The organism is Achromobacter sp. 1L-A-4-B-C2 (genome assembly GCF_057291955.1).
On record NZ_JBXAWP010000005.1, the window covers coordinates 172,495 to 187,731 of the forward strand.

A 15,237-nucleotide genomic window follows, 5' to 3' on the forward strand; every position below is an offset into this window, starting at 1 on the left:
ATGGCCTCAGCGAGCCTGAACAAAGCCCAGGGGCACGCCCGCGTCGGGCGTCATGCCGTAGAGCGGTTCGCCGGGCAGGCCGGCGGCCAGCGGCTGGCGCGCCGCGATGATTTTTTCCAGGTCGATGCCGGTGCGCACGCCCATGGCCTCGAACATGAAGACGAGGTCTTCCGTGACGACATTGCCCGACGCGCCGGGCGCGTAGGGGCAGCCGCCCAAGCCACCGAGCGAACTGTCGAACGTGCGCACGCCTTCGTCCCACGCCGCCAGGCAATTGGCCAGGCCCAGGCCGCGCGTGTTGTGCAGGTGCGCGGCGCCGGCCTTGGCGCCAAGTTCCGCGCGCAAGCGGCGGAACAAGCGGCGCACCTGCGCCGGGTTGGCGTGGCCGACAGTGTCCGACAAGCCCGATTCATCGGCGCCCGCCGCCACGCACATCGCGGCCAGGCGGATGACCGCGTCTTCCGGCACCAGGCCTTGCAGGGTGCAACCGAACGCGGTGGAGATGCCGGCCTCAAGCTTGACGGCGGGCGCAAGTTCGTCGCGCAGCGCGGCAATGGCGCGCACTTGCTCGACCATTTCTTCGGGGGTCTTGCGCACGTTGGCCAGAGAATGCGCGCGGCTGGCCGATACCGGCATGGTCAGCTTGTGCACGCCGGCCCGCAACGCGGCCTCGGCGCCGCGCAGGTTAGGCACCAGGGCCATCACCGTCAGACCGGGGATACGCGCGGCGTACGCCACGACTTCGGCGGCGTCCGCCATTTGCGGCAGCAAGCGCGCGGGCACGAACGAAGCCACTTCGATTTCACGCACGCCGGCGGCAACCAGCGCGTCGATCCAGCGGAATTTGTCCTCGGTCGCCATCGTGGTCGACACGGACTGCAAGCCGTCTCGCGGGCCTACCTCGCTGATCAGCACGTGCCCGTCGTGGGGGCTGGAATCCGACATGACGATGTCTCCTTGTGGCTTTATATGTTCTATCTTATAGAATGACGTTCTTTCCTGTGGAATTAAAGACGATGCGAAAAACGCTGTCAAGCGGGTTGCCGGGTAGAAATCACGACGGGCCGGGGACGCGGCACGTTGCCGCACCGCGCTGTGCCTACAATGGCGGCGCCTGTCGTTCTAAAGGATGGAATATGCCGATCGCCCTTCCCTCTGCCGTGCCGCATAGCCCGGCCATCACCTCGCAGGTTCGCCATGCCGCGTAAAGCCGCAACCGAATCCGTTGCCGATGCCGACGCCGCTGCCGGTGGCGTGGCGGCGGTAGACCGCGCGCTGAGCCTGATGGCCGTGTTCACGCCCAGCGATCGCACGCTGTCCTTGGGCGAGCTGGCCGACCGCACCCGCCTGTACAAAAGCACGGTGTTGCGCCTGCTGGCCTCGCTGGAACACGCGCAATGGATACAGCGCCTGGACGATGGCCGCTATGCGCTGGGACCCGAAGTGGCGCGTTTGCATGGGATCTATTCGGCGTCGTTTTCCCTTGAACATGTGGTGGTGCCGGTGTTGCGCGACCTGGTAGCGGCAACCGGCGAAAGCGCGGCGTATCACGTACGTCAAGGCGATGCGCGCCTGTGCCTGTATCGCGTGGACTCCCCTCACCCGGTGCGCGACCACATCCGCGCGGGCGATTTGCTGCCGCTGGAACGGGGCAGCGGCGGGCGCGTGTTGACGGCGTTCGACGACATCCTGGGCAACGCGCCAGGCCCCGAACAGGCGCTGTACGCGCGCATCCGCAAGGACGGTTATTTCGCGGCAATGGGCGACCGCCTGAACGAAGTGGCGGGCATCTCGGCGCCCGTGTTCCTGCTGTCGGGCGGCATTGCAGCGGCCGTCACATTGACCGCGCCGGCGCACCGCTACAACCCCGATCACCTTAGCCATGTGCTGAACGCCGCGCGCCGCCTGACGGGCCGCGTGGGCTGAAGGCCGAAGCGCCCGCCGCGCGGCATTGCCCGCCGCTTGATCCTGCGCAAGGCGACCCGTCATGCCTTGCTCTAGCCTCTGTCCACTTGACCAGAGGAAAGGCTTTACACATGACGTGGTTCAAATCACTCAAACTCGCCGGCCGCGAACTGCTGCCCATCGTGCAGGGCGGCATGGGCGTCGGCGTGTCCGCGCATCGGCTGGCGGGAGCCGTCGCCGCCCAGAATGCGGTGGGCACCATCGCCAGCATCGATTTGCGCCACCACCATCCCGATCTGCTTGAGCAGACAGACAAGTGCAATGACCGCGACTTGATCGACCGCGTCAACCTGCTGGCGCTGGACCGGGAAGTGCGCGCCGCGCTGGACACGGCCCAGGGCCGGGGCGTGGTGGCGGTGAACGTCATGAAGGCCGTGCGCGGCCACCCGGCGCTAGTGCGGCAGGCTTGCGAAAGCGGCGCGCAGGCCATCGTGATGGGCGCGGGCTTGCCCATGGACCTGCCGGAAATGACGGCCGACTTCCCAAACGTGGCCTTGGTGCCGATTCTGTCGGAGTCACGTGGCGTGGCCGTCGTGCTGAAAAAATGGATGAAGAAAGGCCGCATGGCCGACGCCGTGGTGATCGAGCATCCCGGCTACGCGGGCGGCCATCTGGGCGCGGCGCGGCTGGACGATGTCCACGACGAACGCTTTGATTTCCAGCGCGTGCTGGCCGAATGCCACACGCTTTTCGACGAACTGCAACTGGGGAAAGACGCGCCCAAGCTGATCGTGGCCGGTGGCGTGGGCAGCCACGACCAGGTGCGCCATTGGCTGGCGCACGGGGCCGACGGCGTGCAGGTAGGCACCGCGTTTGCCGTCACGCACGAGGGCGATGCGCACGAGAATTTCAAACGCGTACTGATTGATGCCGACCCCACCCAGCTGGCCGAATTCACCAGCGTGGCCGGCCTGCCCGCGCGCGCCGTGGCCACGCCGTGGTTGACACGCTATCTGCGGCAAGAAAAAACGCTGCAAGCCGGCACGCGCTGCGATCCACGCCGTTGCAGCCAGCGCATGGACTGCCTGACGCAATGCGGCCTGCGCGATGGCCTGTCACGCTTTGGGCAATTCTGCATCGACCTGAAGCTGGCCGCCGCGCTACGCGGCGAAGTCAGCCGTGGGTTGTTCTTCAGGGGTGCGTCCAAGCTGCCCTTCGGCAGCGCGATGCGTTCGGTGCGCGAGCTGATGGACTATCTGCTGCACGGGCAGATGCCGGCAGCGGCGTAGGCCGCTGATTGAATGGCGCGCGTCTAGGGGCGTCGGGGCCTGCCCCTATCGCGCCGCCGACAGATCAAACTGAAACACCGCGCCCGGCTCCGGGCGTTCCACCAGCCGGATCTCGCTTTGGTGCAGTTGCAGGATGCGCTGCACGATTACCAACCCCAAGCCGCCGCCATCGCGCGGCCCACGGTTCAGCGCCGAGGCGCGCGTAAACAAGCCCGTGCGCAGTTCTTCCGGTATGCCCTGGCCCGTATCGCTGACCTGCACCTGCACCCGGTTCTGCGCCACGCCCAGCTGCAAATCGATGCGACTGCCCGGCGGGCTGTGCCGGATGGCGTTGTCCAGCAGGTTGGTCAGCACGCGTTCGATCAGCCCCAGGTCTGCCCGCACCAGCGGCAGTGCCTGCGGAATGTCGGTGCTTAGCTGTTGCTGGCGGGCCTCGGCGGCAAGCTCGAACTTTTGCATGACGTCCTGCACCAGCTCCGGCAAGGAAAACGTTTCTGGCTCCAGCCGCACCAGCCCGGACTCCAGCCGCGCCAGTTCGAAGAGCTCTTGCGCCAGACGCCCCACCTTGCGGCTTTGCCCCAGCGCGATGTCCAGATAGCGGCGCCGCTCGCCGGGGTTCAGGGTGTCTTCTTTCAGGCGCAGCGTTTCCAGATAGCCATGCAACGACGTCAGCGGCGTGCGCAGGTCATGCGAGATATTGGCCACCAGATCGCGCCGCTGCTGGTCCTGCCGCGTCAGTTCGCGCCATTGGTCGGAAATGCGTCGACCCATCTGCACGAAGCTGCGGCGCAACACCGAGATCTCGTCCTGGCTGGTGTCGGTGTCATCGCCCGGGCGGCCCAGGGCGGCCAGCGCCTTGCCGTCATCGCCCTCGAATGCGCGTACCGCTCGCGTCAACTCGCGCAGTGGCCGGGTGATCAGCGCAAACGCCGTCAAGCCCGCCACCAGCCCCAACAAGGCCACCAGCGCAATCGACCACAACGTGGTGCGCAACACGGAACTACGCGACACCGCCATCGCCAGCGCGTCGTGCGCCTGCCCTTGCAGCACCACGTAGACATAACCTTTTTCCTGCCCGCCCACGCGCACCGGCGCAGCGCTGAACACCTTTTGGCCGTCCTGGCTGCGCGGGTCGTCGCCCACGATCGGCAGCATGCCGCCCGCCAGCAGATGCTTGACCGGGGCCAGGTCCACCTGCGCGCGCTTGATCTGGCCGGCCGGCGCGGCATCGCCCACGATGCGCCCGTCGTTGGACAGCAGATAGACCTCCACGGCCGGGTTCACCGCCATCAGCATGTCGAACAGCGAACGCACGGCGTCGGGCTTCCAGCCGTTGGCATCCATCAATTCCGTGGTGCCCGCGATGTGTTGCGCCAGCCCGCTGGACAGGCGCTGCACCACCTCTTGTTCATAGCGGGAGTTGGCGGCGATCTGCAACCACGCCGATGCGCCGCAGCACGCCAGCAGCAGCATCGCGAACACGGCGGACAGGCGTTGGGTCAAGGTAAATCGTTTCATGTCGGGCCTCCGGCAGCGCCCGGTTCGGCGGCGAATTTATAGCCCCGGCCCCACACCGTCAGGATGCGGCGGGGGTCGGACGGGTCGGCTTCGATTTTCGTGCGCAGCCGGTTGATATGCGTGTTGACCGTGTGTTCGTAGCCTTCGTGCTGATAGCCCCACACGTGGTTCAGCAGGTCCATCCTGGAAAACACCTTGTCGGGATGGCGCGCAAAGAAATGCAGCAGGTCGAATTCGCGCGGCGTCAGGTCCAGCCGGCGGTCGTCCACGTCCACCGTGCGCGCAATCGGGTCGATGGACACCCCGTGCACCGCCAGGCTGCCGGCGTCGATGCGCGCATTGCGTTCGATGGCGCTGCTTCGGCGCAGCAAGGCCCGCACGCGCGCCACCAGTTCCAGCATTGAAAACGGCTTGGCCAGATAGTCGTCGGCACCCAGCTCCAGGCCCAGGATGCGATGCACCTCGGACGACCGGGCGCTGGTGATGATGATGGGGGTGTAGCGCGCCATGGCCCGCGCGCGCTTGCAGATTTCCAGACCGTCGATGCCGGGCAGCATCAGGTCCAGCACCAGCGCGTCCCAGTTGCCCTCTTCCAGGCGACGCATGCCGTCGTTGCCGTCGGCGGCGTGTTCCACCTCGTAGCCTTCGTCGCGCAGGTGCAGGCGCAGCAATTCGGCAATGTGGGCGTCGTCTTCAACAATCAACACGCGGCGGGGGGTGTCCATGGGCGGCTCGGGGGTAGGAATACCGCCATTGTCGCCAATCCACGGGCGGCCAGTTATCACAATTTTTTTAAGTTTGCGTGAGGACTTCGATATCGGCCTGGGACAAGAATGGCTCCAACGACAGCACCCCGCCCCCGGAGACCCGCCATGATGGCAAGCCCCGCCCCCCACATTTCCCCCGCCGCCCGGCCTCCCGGCGTCATCCACCCCGGCTGGCTGCGCATCATGCACTGGCTCAATGCCCTGGCGGTGGTGTTGATGGTCATGAGCGGATGGCGCATTTATAACGCCGCCCCGTTCTTTGACTTTGCCTTTCCCAACAACATCACCCTGGGCGGCTGGCTGGGCGGCGCGCTGCAATGGCACTTTGCCGGCATGTGGCTGCTGTTTTTCAACGGGCTGCTGTACCTGACGCTGAACCTGGCCACCGGCCGGTTGCGGCGCAAATTCTTCCCCGTCAGCCCGCGCGGCGTCGCCACGGACCTGAACGCGGCCTTGCACGGCAAGCTGTCCCACGGCGACCTGCGCCACTACAACCAGGTGCAAAAGCTGGCCTACCTGTTCGTCCTGGTCGATATCGCCGTGCTGGTCTTGTCCGGCCTGGTGCTGTGGAAGTCCGTGCAGTTCAGCATGCTGCGCGACTTGATGGGCGGCTATGAATTCGCGCGCCGCATCCACTTTGTCGCCATGGCCCTGCTGGTGGCGTTCGTGGCGGTGCATCTGGTGATGGTGGCGCTGGTGCCCCGTAGCCTGATCGCCATGATCCGCGGCAAATAAGGAGCCCGACATGAGCCAAAAGAAACGCTTGTCGCTGCTGGGCCTGGACGGCGCGGCCATTCTGAAAGAAGCCAGGAACCTGCTTGCCCGGCGCGTCGAGCAGCCGTCGCGCCGCGCCTTCCTGCGCAACAGCCTGACGCTGGGTGGCGTGGCGATGCTGTCCGGGTGTTCGCTGTCGGACGACGAAAACGTGGAAAAGGCGCTGACATCGGTGTCGCGCTTCAACGACCGCGTGCAAGGCTGGCTGTTCGACCCGAACAAGCTGGCACCCACCTATCCGGAATCCATGATTACCCGGCCGTTTCCCTTCAACGCGTACTACGGCATCGACGAAGTGCGCCACGTGGATGAAGAATCGTACCGCCTGGAAGTGACCGGCATGGTGGCCGACAAGCGCCAATGGCGCCTGGAAGAACTGCGCGCCATGGCGCAGGTGGACCAGGTAACGCGCCACATTTGCGTGGAAGGCTGGAGCGCCATCGGCAAATGGGGCGGCGTGCCCTTCTCAACCTTTCTGAAACGTGTCGGCGCGGACCTGACGGCCAAGTACGTCGGCTTCAAATGCGCGGACGACTACTACACCAGCATCGACATGCCCACGGCGCTGCACCCGCAGACCATCCTGGCGCTGACCTATGACGGCAAGACGTTGCCCCCCGAGTACGGCTTCCCCATGAAGCTGCGCATGCCTACCAAGCTTGGCTACAAGAACCCCAAGCATATACAGGCCATTTTCGTCACCAACACCTACCCAGGCGGTTACTGGGAGGACCAGGGCTACAACTGGTTCGGCGGAAGCTAGGTGAAATTCCTGTCTTACCCCCTCCATCAAAGGAACGCATCATGAAGAAAATCACCACCGCCGCTTTCTCCCTGTGCCTGGCATTTGGCGCCGTCGCCGCGCACGCCGCCGACACCATGGGCAAGGACAGCATGAGCAAAGACGGCATGAGCAAGAGCTCGATGTCCAAGGACGGCATGGCCAAGGATGGCATGGCCAAGGACGGGATGGCCAAAGACGGGATGTCGAAGGATGGCATGGCGAAAGACGGCATGGCCAAGGACGGCATGGCGAAAGACGGGATGTCCAAGGACGGCATGGCCAAGGGCGGGATGGCGAAAGACGGCATGGCCAAAGATGGCATGTCGCACGACGGCATGAAGAAGGATTCGATGTCCAAGGACGGAATGAGCAAGTAAGCGCAGCAAGCCGCACGCGCGCGGGCCGCCCGATCGGCCCGCGCCCGGCATGCCGCATTGTTGACGGAGCCACGCCATGACTTTGAACCGCAGACACTTCCTGACGCTGGGCGGCGCCGCCGCGCTTGCCGCGGGTCTGGCCCCCTGGCTGACCCCGCGTAACGCCTCGGCCGGCACCACCGCCGCTGCCTCCTTTCCCTACGCGTTGACCGACGAGCAATGGCGCGCCCGGTTGACGCCCGCGCAATACCAGGTGTTGCGCCGCGAGGGCACCGAACGCCCCTACACCAGCCCGTTGAACGACGAACACCGCACCGGCACGTTTTCGTGCGCCGGCTGCGAGCAGCACCTGTTCTCGTCCAGCACCAAATTCGACAGCCGCACCGGCTGGCCCAGCTTCTGGCAGCCACTGCCCAACGCCGTGGGCGAAACGCGCGACACCGGCTTCGGCATGGTCCGCACCGCCGTGCACTGCGCCAACTGCGGCGGGCACCTGGGCCACGTCTTTGATGACGGCCCCCGCCCCACCGGCCTGCGGTACTGCATGAACGGGGTCGCCATGACCTTTGCCGTACAGGGCTGAGGCGCCAAGCCGCTACCCCTTTCTTTCAGGAATCCTCTGACCATGAACTTCCAAGCCAAAAAATTCTGCGCCGCGCTTGCCGCCGCGTGCGGCCTGCTGGCAGCGGGCGCGGGTGCGTCCCGCGCCGCTGAAACCGCGTTCATCATCCCCGCCCCGTCTGTCGACGACGCCCAGGCCGCCGCCGCGCAAGAAAAGGCCGTCATCGCCGGCGGCTGCTTCTGGGGCGTGCAGGCCGTGTTCCAGCATGTCAAAGGCGTCAGCAACGCCGTCTCGGGCTACGCGGGCGGCAAGGCCGACACGGCCAACTACGACACCGTCAGCGGCGGCCGCTCGGGCCACGCCGAAGCCGTCGAGATCACCTATGACCCCAAGCAGGTCAGCTACGGGCAACTGCTGCAAATCTACTTTTCCGTCGCCCACGACCCCACGCAACTGAACCGCCAGGGCCCCGACCGTGGCACGCAATATCGTTCCACGGTGTTCCCGGCGAATGACGGGCAGCGCAAGGTGGCCGAAGCCTATATCGCGCAGCTGAACAAGACCGGCGTGTATTCCAAGCCGCTGGCCACCACCGTGGAACCGTTGCAAGCGTTCTACCCGGCCGAGGGCTATCACCAGGATTACCTGGTGCGTAACCCGAACAGCATGTACATCGTGATCAACGACGTGCCCAAGGTGGAAAATCTGGCGAAGACGTTCCCTGAAAAATACCGCGACAAGCCGGTGCTGGTGGGCGCGAACGGCAAGTAAGCCTGGCCGAAGATCTGAGCGCGGGCGCGCTGCCATGGGTCGGTGGTGGCGCGCGGGCCCGCGTGCATTCTGCGTGCATCACTCCAAGCCGATTCGCCTGGCGGCATTCTTGAACAGGGCTTGCGTGTCGGGCGTCAGGCGGAACGCGTCCAGGAAATTTGAGATGCCATAGGCGGGATTCGACTGATGAATGAGCGCCACAAACGCCAGCGCCTCGTCCTGCCTGTCGGCCAGTGCCAGGCAGTGCGCGGCGATAGCCAGGATGTGCACGTGAGCGTTGGGACGCATGGCCGCCTTGACCGCCCAGTCGGCGGCCTCGGCGACCCGGCCCAACCGCACCAAAGCCAGCGCGCGAACCGCCAGCATGCCGAACATCAAGGGATCAAAGGGGCTCAGATGGCGCGAATGATCGGCAGAGCCAATCGCCGCCTGCGCGTCGCCGGATTGGCAATGGACAAAACCCAAGGTGTAGTGGCCCAACGCAAAGTTCGGGCTCAGGTCCACGGCGCGCTGCAATTCCGACAATGACGGCTCCTGGCTGCCGCGCAGCCACAGCGCCCTACCCATGGCCCAATGCGCAGCGGGGTCCCGGTCGTCGGCGATCAGGCTCTGGCCGGCCGCTTTGTACGCGAGATCGACCGACGAATTTTGCTCGCCCCAACGTTGGAATGCGTCCTGCCAATGCGTGAACGACAGCCCGGCGTACGCCCGCGAATACGTGGGATCCAGCCGCAGCGCCAACTCGAAGAAATGCCTTGCCCGCGCGTTATCCGCCCGGTTGAACCGGTACATGTGCCACAGGCCGCGATGATGGGCCGACCAGGCGTCCAGCGAATTCGGCGGCGTAAGGATAGCGCGCTCGCGCTCGGCGGATTCAATTTCGATGTCGACCGAGGCGACGATCCGGTTGCCGATGTCGTCCAGCGCCACAAAGGCGTCGTCCATCGGGTGATCGAACGTTTCCGCCCACACGATGCGCGCGGTGCGCGCCTCGACCAGCGCCACGTCAACGACGATCCGCTTGGCGTGCCGTCGCAGCAAGCCGCTGACCACGAAGTCCACATTCAGCGTCCGCCCGGCCTCTTCAGGCCCCACGCTGCGCTGATCCAGGGCAAACACGGTGCCCTGCGCAATGACGAACAGGCTACGCAGCTTTGCCAATCGCGTGATGATGTCGTAAGCCAGGCCATCGCCAAGGCCGCCCCGCACCCCGCCAGGTGCTGACGCGTCCGCGAACGGCATCACGGCAATCGAGGCGCGACCGGTGTGATCCTTGCTGCCTTCTGCCTGCACGGCTAGCACCGCCTTGCCCGAGCCCGCCAGCGGTTCAGGCGGGTCGGATGGCGCCCGCCCCAATTGCCGCCTCAATTGGCTCCACGCATCGCGCAACGGTCGCCAGTCCAGCCCTTCGTCTTCAAACGCGCGAATCGCGGCGGCCACGTGTTCTTCGCCTTCGCGAAGCTGCTTTCGCGCACTGAGCGATTGCAGCATCAGCATGTGCGCGTGGCGATCGAACGGCGCCAGGCGCAACCATTTGTCCAGGCAGTCGTAGCGCTCTTCAGAGCCGTCCGGCAGCAGCGCCGCCAAATGTTCCAACACCGCGGCCTGGCATGCCCTGAACCGCCGCCGCTGCGCCACCAGCCAGCTATCGAACATCGGGCAGGACCGGATGTGCAGCCCCTCCAGGAATTCTCCGACGAACAGCGCCGCCATCGCGCGCAACGGTTCCACACCCACGTTGCCGATACCCTGCCGCATCGCCTCTTCAATGTCGACCCCATCCACGTGGCAGTCGTGCAGGTCCAGCGTCACGCTGTCTTGCGCGGCCTGCACGCGGCGTTGGTCCGCGTCGTCCAGCAACGGGCGCGCCTTGCTGAGGCACCAACGAAGCTCGCCGCGCGGATCGTTCGGCAGGTCCCAGAGCAGTTCGCACAGATATGCCCGAGACACCGGGTGCGTGGCCAGCGCCAGGTATGCCACCAGCGCGCGCAGCTTGCGCGATGGCGGCAGCGGCAGGGCCACGCCCGCGCGGCGGATCGCCATCGGCCCCAGCAGCTGGATATGAATGGCGCCGCTCTGGGGAATACCCTCCCCTCCGGTCGACGCGAATTCCACGCCGGCTACCACGTTGGCCTCCACGCGCCCGCTCTACGGTTGAGACCCGATCGCGCGCTACCCGAATAGCCTTTCGCCCGCGCATCGGCACCGCGTCGGCGATATCCGCCCACGCCTTCACCTTGTGTCAATGGAGTCCAGCTATGTCCCCAACCGATATTGCCGCCGTTCCTCTTGCGCCGGCTGCCGCGCCGCCCGATCTGGCCGCCGTAAAAACCCGCCAGCAAGCCACCTGGTCTTGCGGTGACTACGCCGTGGTCGGCACCACGCTTCAGATCGTCGGCGAACAACTGTGCGAGGCGATGGATGTGCGCGCCGGGCAAAAAGTGCTTGATGTGGCGGCCGGTAACGGCAATGCGTCGCTGGCAGCGGCGCGGCGTTGGTGCGAGGTCGTCGCCACCGACTATGTGCCCGCGCTGTTGAGCCGAGCCCGCGAACGCGCCGCCGCCGAACGGCTGAAGATCGAGTTTCAGGAAGCCGACGCCGAAGCCCTGCCCTTCGCGCCCGGCAGCTTCGACGCCGTCATGTCCACCTTCGGCGTGATGTTCACGGCCGACCAGGACAAGGCCGCCGCCGAATTGGTCCGAGTCTGCCGTGCAGGCGGCAAGATCGGCATGGCCAACTGGACGCCGGAGGGCTTCGTGGGCCAGATTTTCAAGACGATCGGCAAGCACGTCCCCCCGCCGGCCGGCGTCAAATCGCCCGCGCTGTGGGGCACCCGCGCGCGTATCGACGAGATGTTCGGCGCACATGCCAAGGCGATCCAGGCGGAACCGCGACACTTCGTTTTCCGGTATCGCTCGCCGGCGCACTGGCTGCAAGTCTTCAAAAGCTATTACGGCCCGGTCCTCAAGGCGTTTTCCATACTGGAGCCCGCCGCGCAAGCCGCCCTGGAAAGCGACCTGATAGCGCAAATAGACCGGTTCAATCGCTCTGGCGACGCCGGGGTGGTGGTGCCCAGTGAATACCTGGAAATCGTGATCACCCGTCAGTGACGGGGACACTGCCCGGAGCCCCGTGGCGCAGGCGCTACCCGGGCGGACAGCAAGCAGATGGTCCATGGCGCGACGCCTTCCTTCCCATCCGCGTGGCGGGCAGACGGGGCGATGCGAAGCATGTGGCATGCAAAGCTGGCGCGCGGGCTTGCGGCCCGCCGCCAGGCCGGTGCTGGTCCTTCGCCTGAAATCATACGCCTGCCCGCGCGCCTGCTGGTTCTATGTGCCCGCTGTTATCGGGCACAGAGTGCCGCTGCGATCACTCGCGCTTGCGCTGCTTTGCGCTGGCCTCGAACTCGGCCGACAAGCGCAGCTGCTCTTGCTTGTAGTCGTCCAGGCTGCCGCGGTAGCCGTCCAGATACAGATCCTGCCGAGCCTTGTCCATCGCCGTTGACGTCGCGGCCTGCCTGACGAAGTTTGCAAGCTGCGTACGCACGGGTTCGGGAATACCGCTGCGCACCGCCACGCTGTAGCTGCTGTGAAACACCATGTCGGGCACGCCAAGCTCGGCAAACGTCTTCACGCCCGGCAGATGGCTTACGTTGCCCGGCCGCCCGGTGTAGGCCAGCACCTTGACGTGCGGATTGTCCTTGACGCTTTGCGTGGTGCCGATCGTGGTGAAGTAGCCGTCGATCTGGCCGCCGAGGATGGCCGTCAGCCCTTCGGCCCCGCCCTTGAAGGGAATCGCGCGGTATTGCGTGCCCAGGCTTGCTGCCAGCCTGGCCGCCAAGGTGGAATAGGTGCCGATGCCCAGGTCCGCAATGCCGATATCCATTTCGCGCTTCACGCCTTTCAGGTCCTGAAGCGAGTTCCAGCCGCGGTCGGCCGGCACGATGAAGGCGTAGCTGCTTTGGGCCAGCGGGGCCAGGATGTCGAAGTCCGAAAATTCGTATCCCGCGCCGGGCGTCGTCAGCTTCGCGCTGTAGAAACCTTCGGCATGCACCAGCAAGGTGTACCCGTCGGCGGGCCGGTTCTTGACGGCCATGATGCCGATGGCCGAGCCGGCGCCCGGCCGGTTTTCCACCACCACAGTCTGCCCCATGATTGCCCCGAGTTGCTGGGCGAACGCGCGCGAGATGGCGTCGGTAGCCGCCCCGGGCGGATACGGGACCACAAGCCGCACGGGCTTGTCCGGATACGCCGTTTGCGCGGCGGCCGAAAAGGAAAACAGTGCGCTGAACACCGCGCCTGTCAGCAGCAGACGGCGGCGAATGGTGAAAGGCATGGCTTGCTCTTTTTCAGTTGTCCCCGCGAAAGTGTATCGAGCCGCCGCGCGATCCATTCCGCCGAAATCTGAAGATGTCATCTGCAAAAAATGCAGCACGCCGGCACCGCGCGCCGCGATCGGCCATGCCCATCACTCCTTCGATTCATGCAGTTCTGATCTGCGCCCCGAGCTATAGCCAAGCCGGTTCAGCTACCTAGAATTTAGAGCTCCAGATAACTCAAAAGTGAATTGAAAAATCAATTCAAACATTCCGGAGACAAGCCATGACCCACCCCCTTCCCGCCCGACGGGCCATCCTGCTGGGCGGCGTGCTGTTGGGCCTGGGCGTCAACGCCCTGGCCGCCCCCAGCGCTTGGCCCGACCGCCCCATTCGCCTGGTCGTCGCCGGTTCACCCGGCGCGGGTGGCGACATTTTTGCCCGCCTGATCGCCGCCCCCTTGTCCAAGACGCTTGGGCAGCCCATCGTCGTGGAATCCAAGCCCGGCGCCAACGGCATGATTGCGTGCGACGCGGTGGCCAAGGCGGCGCCCGACGGCTACACCTTGCTGCTGGCGCCCTCGTCCGCCATCTTGCTGAACCCGGTGGTGCTGCCCTCGCTGCCTTACGACCCGGACAAAGACCTGCTGCCCATTGCGCAGGTCGGCGCCGCGGGCATCCTGCTGGTCGCCAACCCCAGCATGGGGTTCAAGAACCTGGCGGACATGGTCGCCTATGCCAAGGCCAACCCCGGCAAGTTGGCGTACGGTTCGTGGGGAACGGGCTCATCCGGCAACCTGGCCATGGAAGGCATCAAGGCGCACTACGGTCTGGACATGCCGCACATTCCGTACAAGCAGCTGGTCACGGAAAGCACCGACCTGATCGCCAACACCATCAGCGTCGGCTTCATGGACATCGCCTCGCCGATTCCATTCATGCGTAGCGGCAAATTGGTCGCGCTGGGCCAGACGGGTTCGCGGCGCTGGCCCGCCACGATGGATGTGCCGACGCTGGCCGAACAAGGCTACAACTTCGAAGCCGATGGCTGGTATGGCGTTTTTGCGCCAGCGGGCACGCCGCCCCAGATCATCGACCGGCTCAACACCGAGATCTATCGCGCGCAGCACGCCCCCGACGTCCGCGAAAAAATCGAAGGCCAGAACATGATCATCCCCGCGGATATCTCCGCCAAGGAATTCGCGGCATCGATCAAGCGCGACGCGGTCATCTGGCAAGGCCTGGCGCAAGTGGCCGACTTGAAGAACAAGTAGGCGGCGCGCATGGATACCTCTTTGAACACGCCCTTTGCGGTAAACGCCTTGCAAGGCCGCGTGGCCGTGGTCACCGGCGCCAGCGGCGGCATCGGCCTGGCCATCTGCCGGCAACTTCAATCGATGGGCGCGGCCGTCGTGCAGGTGGACGTCAACGCGGGCGACGCCGGCGTCCAGGCGGATAGCCCGCTGAACCTGTGCTGCGATATCGCAGAGCCGGACGCGGTGGCGGATATGGCCGCGCAAGTGGCGCAGCGCTTCGGCCGCTGCGACATACTGGTCAACAACGCGGCCATCAGCGCCGCGCCGGTGGGCCTGGAGGCGTTCCCGATCGACTTATGGGACCGCATCTTTCGCGTCAATCTGCGCGGCGCGTTGCTGTGCGCTCAGAAGCTGTTTCCGCTGATGCGCGAACAACAGGCGGGCAGCATCATCAATGTGGCGTCGATCTCTGCCCACACGCCCACGCGTGTGGGCGCCTACGGTTCGACCAAGTCCGCCCTACTGGCGCTGACCCGCCAGATGGCGGTGGAATGGGGCCCCCTGGGCATACGCGCCAACGCCATCAGCCCGGGGATGATCCGCACGCCGCTGTCGGAACCCCATTACCGCGACGACGCCGTGCTGCAAAAACGCGTCGCCCACATCCCGGCGCGACGCATCGGCCTGCCCTCGGACATCGCGGGCGCCGTGGCCTTTCTGGCCAGCGACGCGTCGCACTATGTGAATGGGCAGGACATCGTGGTGGATGGCGGCTTCCTGAAAGCATCGCTGACGAATCTGTATGCAAGCTGAAACCGAACGCTGAAGGGGGTAGACAGCGGCGCTTTGCTCCACGCGGCGCATGCCTGCGCACCCCTGATTTCCGGTGGCGGCGAGGGCCGCTAAAATACAGCGATCCA

The 15,237-nt window shown here is 65.6% G+C and carries 15 protein-coding genes; 10 read left to right on the plus strand and 5 right to left on the minus strand.

Annotation, left to right across the window (positions count from 1 at the left end; all coding sequences use genetic code 11):
* Positions 1 to 6: 6 nt before the first annotated feature.
* Complete coding sequence (locus AC0Z35_RS22835; RefSeq protein ID WP_485132948.1) at positions 7 to 945, minus strand: hydroxymethylglutaryl-CoA lyase; 939 nt, start codon at positions 943 to 945, stop codon at positions 7 to 9.
* A 252-nt stretch (positions 946 to 1,197) separates the two neighbouring features.
* On the opposite strand from AC0Z35_RS22835, the gene AC0Z35_RS22840 reads away from it, so the two are divergent.
* Both AC0Z35_RS22840 and AC0Z35_RS22845 read left to right on the plus strand, forming a co-directional pair.
* Positions 1,198 to 1,926 (plus strand): IclR family transcriptional regulator, encoded by a 729-nt coding sequence (locus AC0Z35_RS22840; RefSeq protein WP_485132947.1) that lies wholly within the window; start codon positions 1,198 to 1,200, stop codon positions 1,924 to 1,926.
* A gap of 110 nt (positions 1,927 to 2,036) precedes the next feature.
* Complete coding sequence (locus AC0Z35_RS22845) at positions 2,037 to 3,194, plus strand: NAD(P)H-dependent flavin oxidoreductase (protein ID WP_219990289.1); 1,158 nt, start codon at positions 2,037 to 2,039, stop codon at positions 3,192 to 3,194.
* A gap of 45 nt (positions 3,195 to 3,239) precedes the next feature.
* On the opposite strand, the gene AC0Z35_RS22850 is transcribed toward AC0Z35_RS22845, so the two are convergent.
* Together AC0Z35_RS22850 and AC0Z35_RS22855 are read right to left on the minus strand one after the other, a co-directional pair.
* On the minus strand, positions 3,240 to 4,712 hold the full coding sequence (locus AC0Z35_RS22850) for a sensor histidine kinase (RefSeq protein WP_104145234.1): 1,473 nt from the start codon (positions 4,710 to 4,712) through the stop codon (positions 3,240 to 3,242).
* Positions 4,709 to 5,437 (minus strand): response regulator transcription factor, encoded by a 729-nt coding sequence (locus AC0Z35_RS22855; RefSeq protein WP_046807345.1) that lies wholly within the window; start codon positions 5,435 to 5,437, stop codon positions 4,709 to 4,711. Before AC0Z35_RS22855 ends, AC0Z35_RS22850 begins: the two co-directional genes overlap by 4 nt.
* 147 nt (positions 5,438 to 5,584) lie before the next feature.
* On the opposite strand from AC0Z35_RS22855, the gene AC0Z35_RS22860 reads away from it, so the two are divergent.
* From AC0Z35_RS22860 to msrA, 5 genes are all read left to right on the plus strand, one after another.
* The gene (locus tag AC0Z35_RS22860) at positions 5,585 to 6,214 is read left to right on the plus strand and encodes a cytochrome b/b6 domain-containing protein (protein WP_485132946.1); all 630 of its coding nucleotides are present in this window, start codon (positions 5,585 to 5,587) and stop codon (positions 6,212 to 6,214) included.
* 10 nt (positions 6,215 to 6,224) lie between these two features.
* Positions 6,225 to 7,016 carry a molybdopterin-binding protein gene (locus AC0Z35_RS22865; protein ID WP_319301650.1) on the plus strand — a complete coding sequence of 264 codons (792 nt, stop codon included), beginning with the start codon at positions 6,225 to 6,227 and terminating at the stop codon, positions 7,014 to 7,016.
* Positions 7,017 to 7,057: 41 nt separating this feature from the next.
* Positions 7,058 to 7,414, plus strand: a complete 357-nt coding sequence (locus AC0Z35_RS22870) for a pentapeptide MXKDX repeat protein (RefSeq protein ID WP_485132945.1) — start codon at positions 7,058 to 7,060, stop codon at positions 7,412 to 7,414.
* A 76-nt stretch (positions 7,415 to 7,490) separates the two neighbouring features.
* Entirely contained in the window at positions 7,491 to 7,997 is a 507-nt protein-coding gene (gene msrB, locus AC0Z35_RS22875; RefSeq protein WP_485132944.1) for a peptide-methionine (R)-S-oxide reductase MsrB, read from the plus strand.
* Between the two features lie 42 nt (positions 7,998 to 8,039).
* Positions 8,040 to 8,747, plus strand: coding sequence for a peptide-methionine (S)-S-oxide reductase MsrA (gene msrA, locus AC0Z35_RS22880; protein ID WP_314355832.1), 708 nt, complete (start codon positions 8,040 to 8,042; stop codon positions 8,745 to 8,747).
* 78 nt (positions 8,748 to 8,825) lie between these two features.
* Here msrA and AC0Z35_RS22885 read toward each other — a convergent pair whose 3' ends face one another.
* Positions 8,826 to 10,886 (minus strand): transcriptional regulator, encoded by a 2,061-nt coding sequence (locus AC0Z35_RS22885; protein ID WP_485132943.1) that lies wholly within the window; start codon positions 10,884 to 10,886, stop codon positions 8,826 to 8,828.
* A 119-nt stretch (positions 10,887 to 11,005) separates the two neighbouring features.
* On the opposite strand from AC0Z35_RS22885, the gene AC0Z35_RS22890 reads away from it, so the two are divergent.
* Entirely contained in the window at positions 11,006 to 11,857 is an 852-nt protein-coding gene (locus AC0Z35_RS22890) for a class I SAM-dependent methyltransferase (RefSeq protein ID WP_104145238.1), read from the plus strand.
* A 259-nt stretch (positions 11,858 to 12,116) separates the two neighbouring features.
* Here AC0Z35_RS22890 and AC0Z35_RS22895 read toward each other — a convergent pair whose 3' ends face one another.
* Positions 12,117 to 13,082, minus strand: a complete 966-nt coding sequence (locus tag AC0Z35_RS22895) for a Bug family tripartite tricarboxylate transporter substrate binding protein (RefSeq protein ID WP_485132942.1) — start codon at positions 13,080 to 13,082, stop codon at positions 12,117 to 12,119.
* Positions 13,083 to 13,348: 266 nt separating this feature from the next.
* Between AC0Z35_RS22895 and AC0Z35_RS22900 the strand changes: the two genes are divergently transcribed.
* Both AC0Z35_RS22900 and AC0Z35_RS22905 read left to right on the plus strand, forming a co-directional pair.
* Positions 13,349 to 14,335, plus strand: a complete 987-nt coding sequence (locus AC0Z35_RS22900; RefSeq protein ID WP_046806334.1) for a Bug family tripartite tricarboxylate transporter substrate binding protein — start codon at positions 13,349 to 13,351, stop codon at positions 14,333 to 14,335.
* A 9-nt stretch (positions 14,336 to 14,344) separates the two neighbouring features.
* Entirely contained in the window at positions 14,345 to 15,130 is a 786-nt protein-coding gene (locus tag AC0Z35_RS22905) for an SDR family NAD(P)-dependent oxidoreductase (protein ID WP_189371625.1), read from the plus strand.
* Positions 15,131 to 15,237: the final 107 nt, after the last annotated feature.